The 18603-nt window shown below is 66.0% G+C and carries 17 protein-coding genes; 5 read left to right on the top strand and 12 right to left on the bottom strand.

The genetic code is table 11. From position 1 onward, the window contains the following. Positions 1-17: 17 nt before the first annotated feature. The 3 genes from K3F48_RS15455 to metH are packed head-to-tail and all read left to right on the top strand — an operon-like array spanning position 18 to position 5655. Complete coding sequence (locus K3F48_RS15455; protein WP_222576327.1) at positions 18-1031, top strand: metalloregulator ArsR/SmtB family transcription factor; 1014 nt, start codon at positions 18-20, stop codon at positions 1029-1031. Continuing rightward, positions 1031-1927: a methylenetetrahydrofolate reductase [NAD(P)H] gene (metF, locus tag K3F48_RS15460; RefSeq protein WP_222576328.1), complete on the top strand. Its 897-nt coding sequence runs from the start codon at positions 1031-1033 to the stop codon at positions 1925-1927. The genes K3F48_RS15455 and metF overlap by 1 nt, the downstream gene beginning before the upstream one ends. Beyond that, entirely contained in the window at positions 1924-5655 is a 3732-nt protein-coding gene (metH, locus tag K3F48_RS15465; protein ID WP_222576329.1) for a methionine synthase, read from the top strand. Before metF ends, metH begins: the two co-directional genes overlap by 4 nt. Positions 5656-5838: 183 nt before the next feature. Here the strand turns inward: metH and K3F48_RS15470 are convergent, their stop codons facing one another. The 7 genes from K3F48_RS15470 to K3F48_RS15500 form a co-directional block, all read right to left on the bottom strand. Then, the gene (locus tag K3F48_RS15470) at positions 5839-6672 is read right to left on the bottom strand and encodes a hypothetical protein (protein ID WP_222576330.1); all 834 of its coding nucleotides are present in this window, start codon (positions 6670-6672) and stop codon (positions 5839-5841) included. Between the two features lie 167 nt (positions 6673-6839). Continuing rightward, positions 6840-7220: an energy transducer TonB gene (locus K3F48_RS15475; protein ID WP_255609166.1), complete on the bottom strand. Its 381-nt coding sequence runs from the start codon at positions 7218-7220 to the stop codon at positions 6840-6842. A gap of 55 nt (positions 7221-7275) precedes the next feature. Next, positions 7276-7770, bottom strand: coding sequence for an energy transducer TonB (locus K3F48_RS15480; protein ID WP_222576331.1), 495 nt, complete (start codon positions 7768-7770; stop codon positions 7276-7278). 20 nt (positions 7771-7790) lie between these two features. Beyond that, positions 7791-8510, bottom strand: coding sequence for an energy transducer TonB (locus tag K3F48_RS15485; protein ID WP_222576332.1), 720 nt, complete (start codon positions 8508-8510; stop codon positions 7791-7793). After that, positions 8507-9022, bottom strand: a complete 516-nt coding sequence (locus K3F48_RS15490) for a biopolymer transporter ExbD (protein ID WP_222576333.1) — start codon at positions 9020-9022, stop codon at positions 8507-8509. Before K3F48_RS15490 ends, K3F48_RS15485 begins: the two co-directional genes overlap by 4 nt. Next, positions 9022-9663 carry a MotA/TolQ/ExbB proton channel family protein gene (locus K3F48_RS15495; RefSeq protein WP_222576334.1) on the bottom strand — a complete coding sequence of 214 codons (642 nt, stop codon included), beginning with the start codon at positions 9661-9663 and terminating at the stop codon, positions 9022-9024. The genes K3F48_RS15490 and K3F48_RS15495 overlap by 1 nt, the downstream gene beginning before the upstream one ends. Positions 9664-9826: 163 nt before the next feature. Beyond that, positions 9827-10219: a DUF2946 family protein gene (locus K3F48_RS15500; RefSeq protein ID WP_222576335.1), complete on the bottom strand. Its 393-nt coding sequence runs from the start codon at positions 10217-10219 to the stop codon at positions 9827-9829. Between the two features lie 148 nt (positions 10220-10367). On the opposite strand from K3F48_RS15500, the gene K3F48_RS15505 reads away from it, so the two are divergent. Beyond that, positions 10368-10742 carry a DUF2946 family protein gene (locus K3F48_RS15505; RefSeq protein ID WP_222576336.1) on the top strand — a complete coding sequence of 125 codons (375 nt, stop codon included), beginning with the start codon at positions 10368-10370 and terminating at the stop codon, positions 10740-10742. 84 nt (positions 10743-10826) lie between these two features. Next, positions 10827-13235 (top strand): TonB-dependent receptor, encoded by a 2409-nt coding sequence (locus K3F48_RS15510; protein WP_222576337.1) that lies wholly within the window; start codon positions 10827-10829, stop codon positions 13233-13235. A 252-nt stretch (positions 13236-13487) separates the two neighbouring features. Here the strand turns inward: K3F48_RS15510 and groL are convergent, their stop codons facing one another. From groL to K3F48_RS15535, 5 genes are all read right to left on the bottom strand, one after another. Beyond that, positions 13488-15125 carry a chaperonin GroEL gene (gene groL, locus K3F48_RS15515; protein WP_222576338.1) on the bottom strand — a complete coding sequence of 546 codons (1638 nt, stop codon included), beginning with the start codon at positions 15123-15125 and terminating at the stop codon, positions 13488-13490. Positions 15126-15172: 47 nt separating this feature from the next. After that, complete coding sequence (gene groES / locus K3F48_RS15520; RefSeq protein WP_222576339.1) at positions 15173-15460, bottom strand: co-chaperone GroES; 288 nt, start codon at positions 15458-15460, stop codon at positions 15173-15175. Between the two features lie 275 nt (positions 15461-15735). Beyond that, on the bottom strand, positions 15736-16230 hold the full coding sequence (gene lysM / locus K3F48_RS15525; protein WP_222576340.1) for a peptidoglycan-binding protein LysM: 495 nt from the start codon (positions 16228-16230) through the stop codon (positions 15736-15738). Between the two features lie 180 nt (positions 16231-16410). Next, positions 16411-16926 carry a YchJ family protein gene (locus K3F48_RS15530; RefSeq protein WP_222576341.1) on the bottom strand — a complete coding sequence of 172 codons (516 nt, stop codon included), beginning with the start codon at positions 16924-16926 and terminating at the stop codon, positions 16411-16413. Positions 16927-17287: 361 nt separating this feature from the next. Beyond that, positions 17288-18457 carry a cytochrome-c peroxidase gene (locus K3F48_RS15535; RefSeq protein WP_255609168.1) on the bottom strand — a complete coding sequence of 390 codons (1170 nt, stop codon included), beginning with the start codon at positions 18455-18457 and terminating at the stop codon, positions 17288-17290. Positions 18458-18603: the final 146 nt, after the last annotated feature.

The following is an 18603-nucleotide window of genomic DNA, read 5'->3' on the forward strand; positions in this document are numbered from 1 at the left end:
TCTGCTTCGGACCCACCATGACCCATTCGCCTCGCCTCCTCCCTCTGGAGCCCGCCCTCGCCGCGCTGAATGCGGCGGGCGAGGAGACGCGGCTGCGGCTGCTCGGCCTCCTCGCCGAGACCGAGCTCACGGTCAGCGAGGCCGTCGCCATTCTCGGCCAGTCGCAGCCGCGCGTCTCGCGCCATTTGAAGCTGCTCGTCGAGGCTGGGCTCGTCGAGCGCCGCCGCGAGGGCGCCTGGGCGTTCTTCCGTCTGGCCTGCGCCGATGTGCAGGGCGAGATCGCCCGCAGCGTCGTCTCCTGGCTCGACCCGCTCGATCCGCGCCTTGCCGGCGACCGCGCCCGCCTCGCCGAGGTGCGGCAGGCCCGAGCCGAGGCCGCCGCCCGCTATTTCGCCGAGCACGCGCGGGAATGGGACGCCATCCGCTCGCTGCATGTGCCCGAAGCGCAGGTCGAGGCCGCCATGCGCGAGGCGGTGGGCGAGACGCCGCTGCGCCGCCTGCTCGATCTCGGCGCCGGCGCCGGCCGCATGCTGGAGCTGTTCGCGCCGCAAGCGGAACAGGCCATCGGCGTCGATCTCTCCTCCGCCATGCTCGCCGTCGCCCGCGGCCGGCTCGAGAAGGCCGGCGCGCGCAATGTGCAGCTGCGCCAGGGCGACATGTATGCGCTCCCCGTCGAGCGCAACAGTTGCGATCTCGTGATCGTGCATCAGGTGCTGCATTATCTCGACGATCCCGGCCGCGCGCTGCGCGAGGCCGCGCGCGCGCTCGCGCCGGGCGGACGCCTGCTGGTCGTCGATTTCGCGCCACATCAGGAGGAAACGCTGCGCGACGCGCACGCCCATCGCCGTCTCGGCTTTTCCGCGCCGGAGATCAGCGCGCTGCTGGAGCAGGCGGGACTCGATGTCGTCGCGCAGAAGGACCTCGCCCCCCGCGCCGAGGACGGCGGCAAGCTCACCGTCTCGCTGTGGCTGGCGCGCGATCCGCGCGTCATCGCCGACCCCATTCCCCATGCGAGCTATGAGACCGCCTGATGCCCGATGCGCGCACCTGCTGGCCCCCGGGTCATTTCGACATCTCCTATGAGTTCTTCCCGCCGAAGACTCCGGAGATGGAGATTCAATTGTGGGACTCGATCGCGCGGCTCGCGCCCTTGAAGCCCAAATTCGTGTCGGTCACTTACGGCGCCGGCGGCTCCACGCGCGAGCGCACCCACAACATCGTCGCGCGCCTCGCCGCCGAGACGGATATTCTGCCTGCCGCGCATCTGACCTGCGTCTCCGCCTCGCGCGCCGAGATCGACGAGATCGTGCGCGGCTATTGGAACGCCGGCGTTCGCCACATCGTGGCGCTGCGCGGCGATCCGCCGACCGGCGTCGGCACGGCGTTCCAGCCGCATGCGGACGGCTATCGCAGCTCCACCGAGCTCGTGCACGGCATTCGCGCCATCGGCGATTTCGAGATTTCGGTCTCGACCTATCCGGAAGGCCATCCCGAGAGCCGCAGCATCGACGACGATCTCGACGCGCTGCAATCGAAGATCGACGCCGGCGCCACGCGCGCCATCACGCAATTCTTCTTCGAGAACGACGTCTATTTCCGCTTTCTCGACAAGGCGCGCGCGCGGGGCGTCACGATTCCGATCGTGCCGGGCATCATGCCTGTGCAGAATTTCCGGCAGACCGCCAATTTCGCGCGCAAGGCCGGGGCGAGCGTGCCGGGCTGGCTCGCCGATCGCTTCGAGGGACTCGACGACGATCCCGTCACACGCCGGCTCATCGCCGCCGCGGTCGCGGCCGAGCAGGTGCTCGGCCTCGCCGAGAGCGGCGTGCGCGAGTTCCATTTCTACACCAATAATCGCGCCGACCTCGTCTTCGCGATCTGTCATCTTCTGGGCGTGCGTCCCGTCACCGAGAAGGCCGCAGCATGAGCTTCGACAAGAACCACGGACCGAAGATTCTCGCGACGCTGGAACAAGCGGCGAGCGAGCGCATTCTCGTGCTCGACGGCGCCATGGGCACGATGATCCAGCGCCACAAGTTCACGGAAAGCGACTTCCGCGGCGAGCGCTTTCGCGATCATCAAAGGGATCTGCGCGGCAATAATGATCTGCTGACGCTGACGCAGCCGGACGCGATCGAGACGATTCATCGCGCCTATCTCGAGGCCGGCGCCGACATTATCGAGACCAACACCTTCTCCTGCACCGCGATCGCGCAGGCCGATTACGGCCTCGAGCACATCGTCCACGAGCTCAATCTGGAAGGCGCGCGTCTCGCGCGCAAAGCCGCCGACGCGGTGGCGCGCGAGACCGGCGTGCGCCGTTTCGTCGCCGGCTCCATGGGCCCGACCAATCGCACCGCCTCGATCTCGCCCGATGTGTCCAATCCCGGCTTTCGCGCCGTCACTTTCGATGATCTGCGCGCCGCCTATCACGAGGCGGCGCTCGGCCTCATCGAAGGCGGCGCCGATATTCTCCTGATCGAGACGATCTTCGACACGCTGAACGCCAAGGCCGCGATCTACGCCGTCGAAGACGCCTTCGAAAAAGTCGGCACGCGCTTTCCGATCATGATCTCCGGCACGATCACCGATCTCTCCGGCCGCACGCTCTCCGGCCAGACGGCCGCCGCCTTCTGGAACTCGGTCGCGCACGCAAAACCCTTTTCGATCGGCTTCAATTGCGCGCTCGGCGCGCGCGAGATGCGGCAGCATATCGCCGAGGTTTCCCGGATCGCCGATACGCGGATCTGCGCCTTCCCCAACGCGGGCCTGCCCAATGAATTCGGTCTCTATGACGAGAGCCCGGAATATATGGCCGAGCTCGTCGGCGAATTTGCGAAGTCCGGCCTCGTCAATGTGGTCGGCGGCTGCTGCGGCACCACGCCGCCGCATATCGCCGCCATCGCCGGCGCGGTGAAAGGCGTCGCGCCACGCGCTATCCCGGAGATCGCGCCGCTGCTGCGCCTCTCCGGGCTCGAGCCTTTCGCGCTCACCAAGGACATTCCCTTCGTCAATGTCGGCGAGCGCACCAATGTCACCGGCTCGGCCAAGTTCCGCAAGCTCATCACCAATGGCGATTACGCCGCAGCGCTCGATGTCGCGCGCGATCAGGTGGCGAATGGCGCGCAGGTCATCGACGTGAATATGGACGAGGGCCTGCTCGATTCGAAGAAGGCCATGGTCGAATTCCTCAATCTGCTCGCCGCCGAGCCCGACATCGCGCGCGTGCCGGTGATGGTCGATTCATCGAAATTCGAGGTGATCGAGGCGGGCCTGCAATGCCTGCAGGGCAAGGGCGTCGTCAATTCCATCTCGCTGAAGGAAGGCGAGGAGAAATTCATCGAGGCGGCGACCAAGGTGAAGCGCTATGGCGCCGCCGTCGTGGTGATGGCCTTCGACGAAGCGGGACAGGCCGACACATTTGCGCGCAAGGTGGAGATATCCGGCCGCGCTTATAAGATTCTGGTCGACGAAGTCGGCTTTCCGCCGCAGGATATCATCTTCGATCCCAACATCTTCGCCGTCGCGACCGGCATTGAGGAGCACGCCAATTACGGCGTCGACTTCATCGACGCGGCGCGCGCGATCAAGACCACTTTGCCGCATGCGCATGTGTCGGGCGGCGTCTCCAATCTCTCCTTCTCCTTCCGCGGCAATGAGCCGGTGCGCGAGGCGATGCATTCGGTGTTCCTCTACCACGCCATTGCGGCGGGGATGGATATCGGCATCGTCAACGCCGGCCAGCTCGCGGTCTATGAGAAGATCGATCCCGAGCTGCGCGAAGCCTGCGAGGACGTCGTGCGCAATCGGCGCCCGGATGCGACCGAGCGCCTCGTCGATATGGCCGAGCGCTTCAAGGGCGCCGGCGCCAAGGCGGCCGAGAAGGACGCGGCCTGGCGCGAGACGAGCGTCGAGAAACGGTTGGAATATGCGCTGGTCAATGGCGTCGCCGATTATATCGAGCAAGATGTCGAAGAGGCGCGCCTCGCCAGCAGCCGGCCGCTCGATGTGATCGAAGGCCCGCTGATGGCCGGCATGAATGTCGTCGGCGATCTCTTCGGCCAAGGAAAAATGTTCCTGCCGCAAGTGGTGAAATCGGCGCGCGTGATGAAGCAGGCCGTCGCGCATCTCCTGCCCTTCATGGAGACGAACAAGGAGACGCGCTCCACCGCCGGCAAAATTCTGCTGGCGACGGTGAAAGGCGATGTGCACGACATCGGCAAGAATATCGTCGGCGTGGTGCTCGGCTGCAATAATTTCGAGATCATCGATCTCGGCGTGATGGTGCCGACCGCCAAGATTCTGGAGACGGCGAAAGCCGAGAAGGTCGACATCATCGGCCTCTCCGGCCTCATCACGCCCTCGCTCGACGAAATGTGCTTCGTCGCCTCCGAGCTGGAGCGCGAAGGCTTTTCGGCGCCGCTGCTCATCGGCGGCGCGACGACCAGCCGCGTGCATACGGCGGTGAAGATCAGCCCCAATTACTCCAAGGGCCAGGCGGTCTATGTGACCGACGCCTCACGCGCGGTCGGCGTCGCGCAGGCGCTGATGTCGCGCTCCTCACGCGCGGACTATGTCGCCAAGACGCGCGAGGACTATGAGAAGGTCGCCGAGGCCCATGCGCGCGCCCAGGCCGATAAGCAGCGCGTGTCCCTCGCCGCTGCGCGCGCAAATGCTTTTGCGATCGATTGGAGCGCCTATGAGCCGCCGAAGCCGAGCTTCCTCGGCGCGCGCGTCTTCGCCTCCTATGATGTCGCCGAGCTCGTCCCCTATATCGATTGGACGCCCTTCTTCCAGACCTGGGAGTTCAAGGGCCGCTATCCCGCTCTGCTCGACGACCCCGAGCGCGGCGCGGCGGCGCGGCAATTGTTCGAAGACGCGCAGGCGATGCTGGCGCGCATCGTCGAGGAGCGCTGGTTCAATCCGAAGGCGGTGATCGGCTTCTGGCCGGCCAACGCCGTCGGCGACGACATCGCGCTCTTTACCGGCGAAGGGCGCGTCGAGCGGCTGGCGACGCTGCACACGCTGCGTCAGCAGCTCCTACGCCGCGATGGCAAGCCCAATGTGGCGCTCGCCGATTTCGTCGCGCCGGAGGGCGCGGGCGCGGATTATATCGGCGCCTTCGTCGTCACCGCCGGCGCGCAGGAGGCGAAGATTTCCGAGCGCTTCGCGCGCGCCAATGATGATTATGGCGCGATCATGGTGAAGGCGCTCGCCGATCGTCTGGCGGAAGCTTTCGCCGAGCGCATGCATGCGCGCGTGCGTCGCGAGTTCTGGGGCTATGCGGCCGATGAGACCTTCACGCCGGAACAGCTGATCGCCGAGACTTATCGCGGCATTCGTCCGGCGCCGGGCTATCCGGCGCAGCCCGACCACACCGAGAAGGCGACGATCTTCCGTCTGCTCGAGGCGGAGAAGCGCACGGGCGTCGCGCTGACGGAGAGCTATGCGATGACGCCGGCCTCCTCGGTCAGCGGGCTCTATTTCGCGCATCCGGAGGCGCATTATTTCGGCGTCGCCAAAGTGGAGCGCGATCAGGTCGAGGATTACGCCGCGCGCAAGGGCGTCGCCGTCGCCGAAATCGAGCGCTGGCTGCGGCCAGTGCTGAACTACGAGCCGGCGCCGCGCAGCGAGCTGGTCGAGCCGGCGCAGTGATCGGCGGCTCGCAGATTTCGATTTGCGCTGCCTCATCCTGCTAGTCGACGGAAGCTGGGACCCCGTCATTGCGAGCGAAGCCAAGCAATCTAGAGCCGTGGGGCGGCCCCTGGATTGCTTCGTCGCTTCGCTCCTCGCAACGACGGCGCCCTGATCGTTTGCCGCTTCAGTTGACTGGGAGCACTAATTCGCGGCCGGCTTGAACGCGTGACAAAAGCCTCGTGGTGAGCGCCCGCGCTTTGCTTCGTCGAGTTCGCTGCCGAAGCAAATCTTTATTGTGGTCGCGCCGCCCGGCGGCGGCGGCGCCTGCAGACCGTAGAGCAGCTTATGGGCGATTTGCGCCTGCTCTGGGTCGCTCGCACGCGCAGTCTTCACCCGGTCGACTCGGCCGGATTTATCGACGTGGAAAATTGCAAGCACGCCACGCGGGGTAAGGGCCTTTGTCCTGCGCTTCTCTACAGCGCTTCGCATCACACGGAGATAGATCATCCGCTCGCCGCTCCGGCTTTCGCCTTTGAACCGGAGTTCCCCCCACATATCGCGGGCAGACCCGAACGACGGCGGCGTAGGGAGATAATCGGTCGGCAAGCGACCGCGCGTCATGCCGCCGAAGCGGAACTCCTGCCGCGCCTCGAAGGAGCCTCCGGGCGGCGGCGGCGTTCGGATGGCGGCCATGATGTTTCGTACGACCGGCTCGACCTGTTGGCGATCGGTCGCCGACTCCAGCCTGTAATCGGTCACGCGCCCCGAGGCGCCGACCGTGAAGACCACGACCACGGAATCAGCGAACACAGTGATTTGTAGACGCGCCTGACGATAGACTTCGGCAGTGAGCAGCCGAACATATTCGCGCTGGGCCGCATCCGCGTTTTGGTCGCTCGTCCTCGGCGCGGTTGCAACAGCGCCATCGCTTTTAGCGACAGTAGGATCAGCGGGCTCTGTCGCGACCGGCGATCCGCTGGCGGGAAGGCGGTCTTCTTCGGCCGAGGCGAGTGCGCCGATCGAAATGGCCGTCATTGTCGCGAATAGAAGCCGTCTCAACCGGGTCTCCAGGAAATGCGCTCACCGAGAAATGCAACTCGTATAAATGAGAGCGAGCCTGAAGGCTCGCGGTCCAGGGCCGCGCTTGGACCGCGAGCCTTCAGGCTCGCTCTTGTGCCCCCTTCGATCCGGACGACGCTCGTTCAATGAAAATTGAACGTCTGCGAGCCTTCGAACGACCCCGCCGGCGGCGGCGGGGCTTGCAGTCCGGTGAGGATCTTGCGCACCAGCTCCGCATGCTTGGCGCTGCTGGAGCGCGCGATCGTCACCTTGTCGACGCGGCCGGCGGCGTCGATGTGGAAATTGGCCGTCGCCGAGCCCGGGCCCGACGTATTGTTCATCGGCGTGCGCTTGGCGATCTCGCTGTAGAGCAGGCCGAGAAACTTGCTCTGCGACAGGCCGGAGAACGCCGCGGGCGGCGCAGCCGCCGGCTTCGTCTCACCGGCCTTGCCTTCCACCGCGGCCGCAGCGCCGCACAGAAACGGGAGCCCGCACAAAAGGGCGAGAGTGATGCGCTTCATCATCGGTCCGTAGGGTTGGCGCGGTCCCGACGCTCGCCGAAGGCCGTGCCGCTTGCCGTCAATGGAAGTTGAATTCCTGCACTGCGGAGAAGGAGCCGCCGGGCGGCGGCGGCGTGCGCACCGAGGCGAGAATATGCCCGACCACCGGCTCCAGCGCCGGATTGGACGCCGACTGCACCTTGTGCGAGACGATGCGGCCCGAGGAGCCGACCGTGAAGGCTACATGGATCGAGCCGGTCTGCGCATCGGAGCTCGGGGGCGTGTGCCGCTTGATCTCGGCGGCGAGCAGCTTGGCATAGGCCGTCTTGGACAGAGCGGGCTTCTGCTCGCTCGTCTTCTTCTCGGTCTTGGCCTCGGTTCCTTTGGCCTTGTCCTTGCCCTTCTCCTCGCCCATGGCGGCGTGGCTCTTCGGCTTCTTTTGGGCGGGCTTCTCCATAGCGCCATGGTCGGCCATGGCCGGGGCTGCGTCAGCCGGCGGCGCCGGCGCATCGCCCTCGGCCGCGATAGCGGGGCCGCCGATCACGAGGGCGGCAATCATAAAGAGCTGTTTCATTTAGGCGTTTCTCCGCATCTTTAGTTTCCGTGAAAATGGAAGTGCTGACTGGCGTCGAAACCGCCGCCAGGCGGCGGGGGCGCATGCACGGAGGCGAGGGCACGCCGCACCAACGCGACCTGGGCGGGAGACGTCCCCGACACCGACACTCCTGTGATAGTGCCGCCGGCAGTCACGTGGAACGAACAATCGACCGTGCCTTCCCCGAGCGCGGACACGTCGGGCGCGTGGCGGCGGATCGCGGCCGCCAGCAGCGCCTTATAGGCTGCCGTCGACATTCCACTCGATCCCGACTGCCCTTCCGGCGCGCCCATGCGCCGCGCCGCCTGGGCCTCGCGCTTCTTGTCGCGTTCGGCCTCGCGCTTGCGCTCGACCGCTTTCTTCTTCTGCTCGACCACTTCCTTCTGCTGCGGCAGCGCCGGCGCGTCGGGGGCCATCACCTGCGGCGGCGGGATGGCGAGATCGGGCTGCTCGATCTCCTCGGGCGGCGGCGGCTCTTCCTCCGCCGCCGCCAGCTCCTGTTGCTCGAAGTAATCGCCTTGCGGAATGAGCTCCATGCTGATCGAGTCGAGCGTCGAGATCGCCGGCACGGCCAGCTTCAGCAGCAAATAGGCTATTCCCGCATGCGCCGCGACGACTCCGGCGAAGCTCGCCGCGCGCAGCCATGGCGGCTTCACCGGCGGCGGCGCGTGGTCGCCGCCCATCCCGCTCTCGAAGGAGGAAAAGGTCAGGTCGGTCATTTCGCCGCACCTCCCGCCGCCGCCGGAGCCCCGCTCGCGGCCGGAGCCGCAGCGGAGGCGGGCGCGGCGATCGCCGCCGCGGGGACCTTGCTGCGCGAGTCGGTCAGAATCGCGAGATGCGTGATGCCATTCATCGCCAGCCTGTCCATCACCGCGATCACCTCGCCGTAATTGGCCTCCTTGTCGCCGCGCAGATGCACGACGCGGCTCAAGTCGTCGCCCATCGCCGCGCGCACCAGCGCGACGAGCTGGTCCGGCGCGACCTCGTCCGAGCCGAGCGCCACCTTGCCGTCCTTGGAGACGATCACGACAATCGGCTCCTTGGGATTGAGCGGCTGCGCGGCCTTGGACTGCGGCAGGTTGACCTTCATGCCCTTGGCGAGCAGCGGCGCGGTCACCATGAAAATGATGAGCAGCACCAGCATGACGTCGACGAGCGGCGTCACATTGATCTCGGAGAGCGGCTGATAGAGGCTGTCGCCGTTCTTGAAGCGCGTCGGCATGCCGGCCATCACGCGGCCTCCCGCTGACGCGCCGGAACCGCGTGCTCGCTGGTGATGGCGAGCGCCTTGTCCTCGACGTAATGCGCCACCTGCTGGCCGGCGCGGGCGAAGGCCGCGCCGATCCGGTTATAGCCGACCGAGGCCGGAATGGCGGCGGCGAGTCCATAGGCGGTGGCGGCGAGCGCCTCGGCGATGCCGGGCGCGACCACCGCGAGGCTCGTGTCCTGCGACTGGGCGATGCCGGCGAAGCTCGTCATGATGCCCCACACCGTGCCGAACAGGCCGACGAAGGGCGCGACCGACGAGATCACCGCGAGATTGGGCAGGCCGCCTTCCGCATGGGTCAGCAATTCGCGACCCACGCGGCTCATGATCTCGGCGACGCGCTCGCGCTTCTCGCCGATCGATTCGCCGGGAAGGTCGAACGATCCGGCGTGCTCGCCGGCCGCCTCGATCGGCGCCAGCAGTCCGGCCGGCCCGCCCGCGCGGACGGAGCGCGCCGCTCTGGAGATGCGCAGAACGGCGACGATCCCCTCCACGATGAGGACCCATGTCCATACCGAGGCGAGAATGAGCATCGCCATGACCGCCTTGCCGACAGGCCCGGCGTTCATGAACATCGTTACCGGTGAAATCGAAGAATATTCCATGAGACGCACTCGTGCTCGGGGTTCCCCGATCGCGCGGCGAAGCCGGCGATCTGCATTGATTTTCTTGATTGTCGTCTTGCCGTTCGATCGCCGGCGCGCTCCGACGCGGAGCAGCGCGCGATCCGAATTCGTCATCGCCACCGCGCTGCGCGCGAAGCGTCCGTCAGGCGAGCTGCGAGACAGCCGGCGGCGCTCGCGCGCAATTGACGGTCTGGCGCAGCGCGAAGCGCGGCAGCGATTTCGGGAAAGAGCAATAAACGGCGGGACTAGCCTTCGGCTCGAGCCGCATCAGCAGGGCGAAACGCTCCGGCAGCACGGCGGAGCCCGCATGCGCGGCGAGACAGCAAGGGCAGGAAATCGGCTTCCTGGAGCCGCTCTTGTCCGGCGCGCCGGCGTCGTCCGCGGAGGCGAGCGGCGCGCCGCTCTCGTGACACAGGACGGCGATGCTCTGCGCGGCCCCGCGAACGCCCGTGCGAGCCGACGCATGCGGCGCAACGGCGGCGCAAAGGCTCAAAACGAGCGCGCAAGCGGCGACGATCGCGAAGATCGCGCGCACTGCTGCTCTGTGGCCTCCGCCCTGTGACATAAATGTCTCTTAACGGATTTTTTAACTTCTGACAATCTGCAAGGTCTTGGATTTGCCTGCCGCTGCGCTCAAATGAGCGCCGCTCGTCTCGTCACGGTTAACGGCGTATTCACCCGCAATGGCGCTCGCTTTTCTCGCTCGTCTCCTGTTCGGCCTCGCCCTGCTGGCGCAGCTCGCAGCGAGCGCGTCCGCGCCTGCGGCGAGCGGCGGCGCCAGGCTGTGCGTCCTCTCCCATGGCGAGGCGCGCTCTCAAACCTACGCCGGCAACGCCTCCGAGCAGGCGCCGCAGCACGAGACGGGCCATCGACACGGACACTGCTCCTTCTGCGTGTTCGGCTCGGGCGATCCTCCGCTCGCCACGACGCTTCTGTCGCTCGAGAGGCTCCCGGTCGCCGCCGGCGCTCGGCTGTCATTCGACTATTCGAAAGGACTGGTGTTCGCCCACGTCGACCGCAACGCGTCGGCCCGCGCCCCGCCCTCCGCCTTCTCCTGATCCGACGAAAGTCTCATGTCGCGGCGCCGCCGGCGCCTGCTTTCGGCACGCGTCCCGCGCGGGCGCCAGAGAAGGACCTGTTCAATGCACCGTCATCATCTGCTGCGCGGCGTTTCCGCCGGCGCGCTCCTCATCGTCTGCGCGTGTTCCGTCGCGCCGGCTTTCGCGCAGGAATCGCTGCCGACCATCGACGTCGGCGCCGCGCCGTCGGACAGCGGGCGCGCCGCGACCTGGTCGCCGACGCGCGCCGACGGCACGCCGGCCTTCGTCGAGAAATTCAAGCTTCCCAATACGGTGGCGAGCGTCACGCGCAAGGACATCGAGGACAAGATCAACGTCATCGACACCGAGGACGTGGTCAAATATCTGCCGAGCCTGTTCGTGCGCAAGCGCAACAACGGCGACACGCAGGCGGTGCTGCAGACGCGCACCTGGGGCGTCGGCTCCAGCGCGCGCAGCCTCGTCTATGCCGACGATCTTCTGCTCACCGCGCTCATCGGCAATGACAATACCATCGGCGCCCCGCGCTGGGGCCTCGTCGCGCCGGAGGAGATCGAGCGCGTCGACATGCTCTACGGCCCGTTCGCGGCGCAATATCCGGGCAATTCGCTCGGCGGCGTGCTGCAGATCACGACGCGCATGCCCGACAAGCTCGAAGTGACCGCCAAGCAGACCGTCTCTCTGCAGGATTACTCTCTCTACGGAACGAGCAGACTGTTGCACACCGAGGTGACGAGCGCCTCGGTCGGCGACAAGGTCGGCGATTTCTCCTGGTTCGTCTCCGCAAATTACGCCCATGGAACGACGCAGCCGCTCAGCTTCGCGACCACCGGCGCCGGAACCATGTATCCCGGCGCCTATTGGGCGACGAACAAATTCGGCTCGCCCAATGTGGTGGTCGGCAGCACCGGCAATCTGGAGAACGACCAGATCAACGCCAAATTGAAGCTCGCCTATGATTTCTCGCCGACCATCCGCGCGACCTATACGCTCGGCTTCTGGTCGAATGACGGGACCTCGGTCCCGGAAAATTATCTCGCGCCGGGGACGGAAAGCTTCTCCGTCGCCTCGTCCAGGTCCAGCTTCGGCTCGGGATACTACCGCATCCAGGAGAAGATGCTGACCAATGCGCTGGCGGTGAAGTCCAACACCCGCGGCCTGTTCGACTTCGAGGTCTCGGCCGCGCATTTCACCTATCTGCAATCGGACCAGCGCCAGCCCACGACCGCGCTCGCCAACGGCTATTCGCAGGCCGGCCGGAACACGCGCTATGACGGCACCTATTGGAGCTTGCTCGACCTCAAGGGGATCGTCAGGCCGGAAGGCGTTCTCGCAGGGCACGATATCAGCTTCGGCCTGCACGGCGATCACTTCCATCTGAACAATCCGGTCTGGAACACCGACAGCTGGACGAGCGGCATGGCGTCGGCGACCAGCATTCAGACCTTCGGCGCCGGCACGACGCGCACCCAGGCGCTGTGGGCGCAGGATTCCTGGAAATTCCATCCGGACTTCAAATTCACCGTCGGCGGACGCTGGGAGCACTGGCAGGCGTCGGACGGCGTCAACCAGTCGGGCGCGAGCGTCGTCTATCAGCCCAATCTCTACCACACGCGCTTCTCGCCCAAGGGGTCGCTGCAATGGACTCCGGACAATGATTGGACGATCACCGGATCGATCGGCCTCGCCAATCGCTTCCCCACGGTGAAGGAGCTCTACAATCTGTCCACCGTGAACAATCAGGTCGTGAATCCCAATCCCAATCTGCGTCCCGAGGTCGCGCTCTCCAGCGAGCTCGCCATCGAACGCAAGATCGGCGACGACGGCAATGTGCGCGTCTCCTTCTTCAACGAGGAGGTGCGCGACGCGATCATCTCGCAGAGCAGCTATATCTCCGGGACCAACGTCCTCTCCACGGTGACCAGCAATGTCGACAAGATCCGCAACCGCGGCGTCGAGCTGGCCTTCCGCAAGGACAATGTGCTGCTGAAGGGATTGGAGTTCTCGGGCAGCATGACCTATCTCGATGCGCGCGTCCTGGCCGACAGCAGCTGGGTCGCGTCCTCGGCCTATCCCTGGAACACGTCGGTCGTCGGCAAGAATGTCCCGAACGTGCCGGACTGGCGCTGGACGCTCGCCGCCACCTATCGGCCGGACGAGCATTGGGCGCTCACCGCGGCGGCCCGCTTCCAGGGCCGCATGTGGACGACGTTGGACAATAATGACGTCGCCCATGGCGTCTATCAGAGCTTCGACCGCTTCTTCGTCGTCGACACCAAGATCTCATACAAGTGGAACAAGCACCTGTCCTTCGCCTTCGGCATAGACAACCTCAACAACTACAAATATTTCCTGTTCCATCCCTTCCCGCAGCGGACGTTCGTGTTCTCGGGCAAATATGAGTTCGGACGCGCGCGCGGCGAGCGCGGCATCTTCTTCGAAGGAGACGAGCCGGGCCTGTTCGACGCCTTCCGCACCGCCTTCGCGCGCTGAGCGCGAAGCTCGCAGCCCGGAGCCGACGCGCTCCGGGCTGCTCTGCTTCTCTGCGGTTGGGGCGTCCGCGAGAGAAGACGGCGGGGCGCGCCGGCCGCTTTCGAGCGCGGGCGAGGGAAGAGAGGCCCTCTCGCTCGCGGCTCAAGGGCCGGTTTCGCGCAACACAGTCTTTGCCGCTGTGCCCATGCGCACATCGCGAAAAAAAAGCCCCGGATCGCTCCGGGGCCTTCGTTTTCTCTCGGGGAAGCGAGATCAGAAATCCATGCCGCCCATGCCGCCGCCCGGAGGCAGGGCCGGGCCGCTGTCCTTCTTCGGCTGCTCGGTGATCGTCGCCTCGGTGGTGACGATCAGCGCCGCGACGGACGCCGCGTCCTGCAGAGCGGTGCGGACGACCTTGGTCGGATCGATGATGCCGAGCTTCACGAGGTCGCCATACTCGCCGGACTGGGCGTCATAGCCGAAGCTGTAGTCCTTGGACTCGAGCAGCTTGCCGACCACGACCGCGCCGTCGCCGCCGGCATTGTCGACGATCTGGCGGGCCGGGGCCTGGATCGCCTTGCGGACGATCTCGACGCCGGTCTTCTGGTCGGAATTGGCCACCTTCACATCGCCGAGCACCGCGATGGCGCGCAGCAGCGCCACGCCGCCGCCGGGGGAAATGCCTTCCTGCACCGCGGCGCGGGTGGCGTTGAGCGCGTCGTCGACGCGGTCCTTCTTCTCCTTCACCTCGACCTCGGTCGCGCCGCCGACGCGGATCACCGCGACGCCGCCCGCGAGCTTGGCGAGACGCTCCTGCATCTTCTCACGGTCGTAGTCCGAGGTGGTCTCCTCGATCTGCGCCTTGATCTGGGCGACGCGAGCCTCGATGTCCTTCTTCTCGCCGGCGCCGTCGATGACCGTCGTGTTCTCCTTGTCGATGCGGATGCGCTTGGCCTTGCCGAGCAGCGGCAGCGTGACGCTCTCGAGCTTGATGCCGAGATCCTCGGAGACGACCTGGCCGCCCGTGAGGATGGCGATGTCCTCGAGCATGGCCTTGCGGCGATCGCCGAAGCCCGGAGCCTTCACGGCCGCGATCTTCAGGCCGCCGCGCAGCTTGTTGACGACGAGCGTGGCAAGAGCCTCGCCCTCGACGTCCTCGGCGATGATGAGCAGCGGCTTGCCGGTCTGCACAACGGCCTCGAGGATCGGCAGCAGCGGCTGCAGCGTCGACAGCTTCTTCTCGTGGATGAGGATGTAGGGATCCTCGAGCTCCGCGACGAGACGCTCGGCGTTGGTGATGAAATAGGGGGAGAGATAGCCGCGGTCGAACTGCAGACCCTCGACGATGACGGTCTCGGAGTCGAGGCTCTTGGCCTCCTCCACCGTGATCACGCCCTCATTGCCGACCTTCTGCACCGCCTTGGCGATCTCCTGGCCGATGAACGAGTCGCCATTGGCCGAGATGGTGCCGACCTGGGCGATTTCGTCGTTGGAGGTGACCTTCTTGGAGTTCTTCTTGAGATCGGCGACCACCGCCTCGACCGCGAGGTCGATGCCGCGCTTCAAATCCTGCGGGTTGAGGCCGGCCGCGACCGCCTTGGCGCCTTCGCGGGCGATGGCGGCGGCGAGAACGGTCGCCGTCGTGGTGCCGTCGCCGGCGGTGTCGTTCTGCTTGGAGGCGACCTCACGAACGAGCTGCGCGCCGAGATTCTCGAACTTGTCGGCGAGCTCGATCTCCTTGGCGACGGTGACGCCGTCCTTGGTGATGCGCGGCGCGCCGAAGCTCTTCTCGATCACGACATTGCGGCCCTTGGGGCCGAGAGTGACCTTCACCGCATTGGCGAGAATGTCGACGCCGCGCAGAATCCGGTCGCGCGCGTCGGAGGAGAAACGGATATCCTTGGCTGCCATTGTCGTTCAGCTCCGTGGGAGAGAATAGAGTGCGAGGTGTCGGCGACTTAGGCGATGACGCCCAGAATGTCGCTTTCCTTCATGATGAGGAGATCTTCCCCGTCGATCTTCACTTCCGTGCCGGACCATTTGCCGAACAGCACGCGATCGCCTTCCTTCACATCGAGGGCGACGAGCTTGCCGCTCTCGTCGCGCGAGCCCGGGCCGACCGCGATCACCTTGCCCTCGGCGGGCTTCTCCTTCGCGGTGTCGGGAATGATGATGCCGCCTTTGGTCTTGTCCTCGCCCTCGAGGCGCTTGACCACGACCCGGTCGTGGAGGGGACGGAACGCCATGTGGTCTTCCTTTATCTCGAGCCGACGCGTCGCGACGCGCGGGCGATAGGATTACGTAAAAAGCCGATTGGCACTCGCCTGAGGCGAGTGCCAACAAGCAGGAAGTGACATAGGAACGCGCCCCCCGCCTTGTCAAGGCGAGGAGCGCGAACTTCGTCGCGGCGAAGAACAAGGTTCTGATATGAAGAGGAAATAAATGCCTCGCGGACGCGGCGCGTCGCTGTGGGAGCGCGCGCGTTCGGCCGGGCGATGCTCCGGCCGTCGGCCGTAGCGCGTCAGCGGCTCGCCTGCGCCCCGCCGCCGCTCTTGGGAATGCGCAGCACCTGGCCGGGATAGATCTTGTCCGGATCGGAGAGCAACGGCTTGTTGGCGGCGAAGATCTCCTCATATTTCCCGCCCTTGCCGGCGCCATATTGCGACTCGGCGATCTTCCACAAGGTATCCCCCTTCCGGACCTTGTAGAATAGCGACTCGGTCTCCGTCTTGCCGACCAAGATATTGCTCTCGACCTGCGAGACGCCCTTGGTGTTGCCGACCGCGAGCACGATCTTCTCGGCGTCGCTGGTCGATGGCGCCTGCCCTCCGAGCTTGACCTTGTCGCCCTCGACCTTGATGTCGATCTTGGAGGCGTCGAGCCCCTGCTTCTCGATCTCCTTCCTCAGCTCCTCGGGCGGCGCCGCGGCGTTGTCGGACGCGCCCTTGGGCGAGGGCGCGTCCTTGGCGATCGGCTCGCCGCTCTTGGCGTGATTCCAAAAATTGAAGAGCCCCATCTCGCTTCTCCTTTCGCAGCATGGACGCGAGCGCCGTGCGCCGGCGCCGGCGTGCGGCTTAGATAGGGCGGAGACGGAAAAGTGAACGCGCCCTGGACCGCGAGCCTTCAGGCTCGCCTCGCAAGGCGTCGAGCTGGATGAGGCGGCCGTGACGACCGAACGAGCCGGAGCGCTCGCGGATCACGCCGCGGCGCCGCAGCACTTCTTGTATTTCTTCCCCGATCCGCAGGAACAAGGATCATTGCGGCCCGGCCGCGCTTCCCGGACGACCGGCGCGCTCTTGATGGCCTCGCCTTCGACGAAATACCAGCGCTGATCGGCCTCGTCGAAACGGAACAGCGCCCTCTCCCGATGCGTTTGACGCAGCCCATCTGCGGTATAATGAGCGGAGAATTCGACGTAGCCGTCTCGATCGCCGGGCCGGCCGGCCTTCGTCGCCTCGATGTCGAGGCCGAGCCATTGCGATTTTTTCGACCAGTCGGTCGCCGCCTTGCGATGGAAGCCGGCGCGGCGCTCGGGCGCGAGCGTGTCCTGAAGATAGTCGATCTCGCCGAGCGCATAGGCCGTGTAGCGCGAACGCATCAGCGCCTCCGCGGTCGGCGCGGGCCTCGACCCGTCGACATGGGGGCCGCAGCAGGCGGAGAGAGGCGCCGGCTCGGCGTCTTTGGCGCGGCAGGGACAAGGCTGTTCGGTCATGCAGGATGTGGCTCGTTTTGGAGAAGCGAAACTCCCCACTCCCGCGCAGCGGGTGGCGAGGACCGGGCTCCTTGCGATTTCGTCGACACGGACGCCTACTGGCGTGATTCAGTCGATCTGACGGGTCTGAAAGAGCGAGCCTGAAGGCTCGCTCTTTCAGACCCGTCAGTTTCGATGAAGCAGACCACTACACCAGTTTTCGATCGGACCGAAATAGGCCGCGCGTCGACGACGCGAAGGGCGCAAGCCGCCGCTGTTTCGGCAACGCCCGACCAATGGCTCGCATCAGTCGAATTGAAGGATTTCGCAATAGCGAGCCTGAAGGCTCGCACGCGCAAGGCTTCGAATTCGACGGCGCGCCCTACCGGCGCGCCGCGCCCGGCGGCCGATCGGTCAGCGTCAGCAGAAAGGCGACGATGGAGTCGATCTCCTTGTCGTCGAGCCGCGGCTTCTGCCCGGGCCTGCGATCATAGGGGACCTCCTTCACATTCACATTCTCATGGTGCGGCGGCGCGAGATCATCGAATTTCGCCGTCTTGCCGCCGACCTTCGGAAACCAGCGCTCGGGATTGGTGTCGCGCGTCGCATAGAAGGCGACGACGTCGCGCAGGCTGCTGAAGACGCCATTGTGCAGATAGGGCCCGGTGATCGCGACATTGCGCAGGGTCGGCGTCTTGAACTGGCCGCAGAGCCCCTCGACATAGCTCGGAGGCGCGAGCGGGAAGTCCTTGCGAACGCACAGGCCCGGATCGAACCAGGCCGGGTCCTTATTGTCGGGAACGGCGGGATTGCGCGGCGCGCCGAGCCCGTCATAGGTGAAATCGGTGAACAGCCAGTCCTGCGGATTGCGCGAGCCCTTCTTGCCCGCATGGCAGGCGAGGCAATTGCCCTTCTTCTTGTCCATGAACAAAGCGAAGCCGCGCGCCTCCTCCTTGCTCAGCTTCTCCTTGCCGCGCAGAAAGTCGTCGAATTTCGACGCGAAGGGGTGAAAGCGCGGCGTGCTCTCGAAAGCGGCCACCGCGCGCGCGAGCTTCACGAAGACGTCCGGGTCGGAAAACAGGGACTCGCCATAGACCTGCTTGGCGAGCCCGGCGTAATCGCCCGCTTTGATCTTCTCGACGACCGCCGCCTTGGACGGATTGTTCATCTCGCGCGGCTCGAGCAGCGGGCCCTCGACCTGCGCCACGAGATCATCGGCGCGCCCGTCCCAGAACATGCCGCCGGCCGGAACCAGCGCACCCTCCGTCGCCTCCTCCTCCTGCTCCTCGACCAGGCCGAAGCGCGGCGCATAAGAGATATAGGAGAGCGTCGGCGTGTTGCGCTTGCCGAGGACGCCGGCGCGGCTTCCCTGCGCCAGAGCAGCGACGGGCGAGCCGTTATTGCCTTGAAAGGCCTTGCTCGCCTCATGGCAGGACGCGCAGGAGACGCCCGGCGGCTCCGAGAGCCGCGTGTCCTCGAAGATCTTCTTGCCGAGGAGCTCGAGCGGCGAGAGGCCGGCCTCGTCCGCGGCGGGCGCAGCGCCGGCCGCCATTCTTGTCCCGCCCTCTGCGGCGCCCGTCTCGGCCGCGGCGGAAGTCGCCCATGCCGCGACGAGCAAGGAGAGGACCGCCCCGGACGCGAGCGTCGCGAGTCGGAGCGGTCGATACGCGGGCGCCATGAGAAACTCCGAATTGCGAG

The organism is Methylosinus sp. Sm6 (genome assembly GCF_019802345.1).
GTDB lineage: Bacteria > Pseudomonadota > Alphaproteobacteria > Rhizobiales > Beijerinckiaceae > Methylosinus.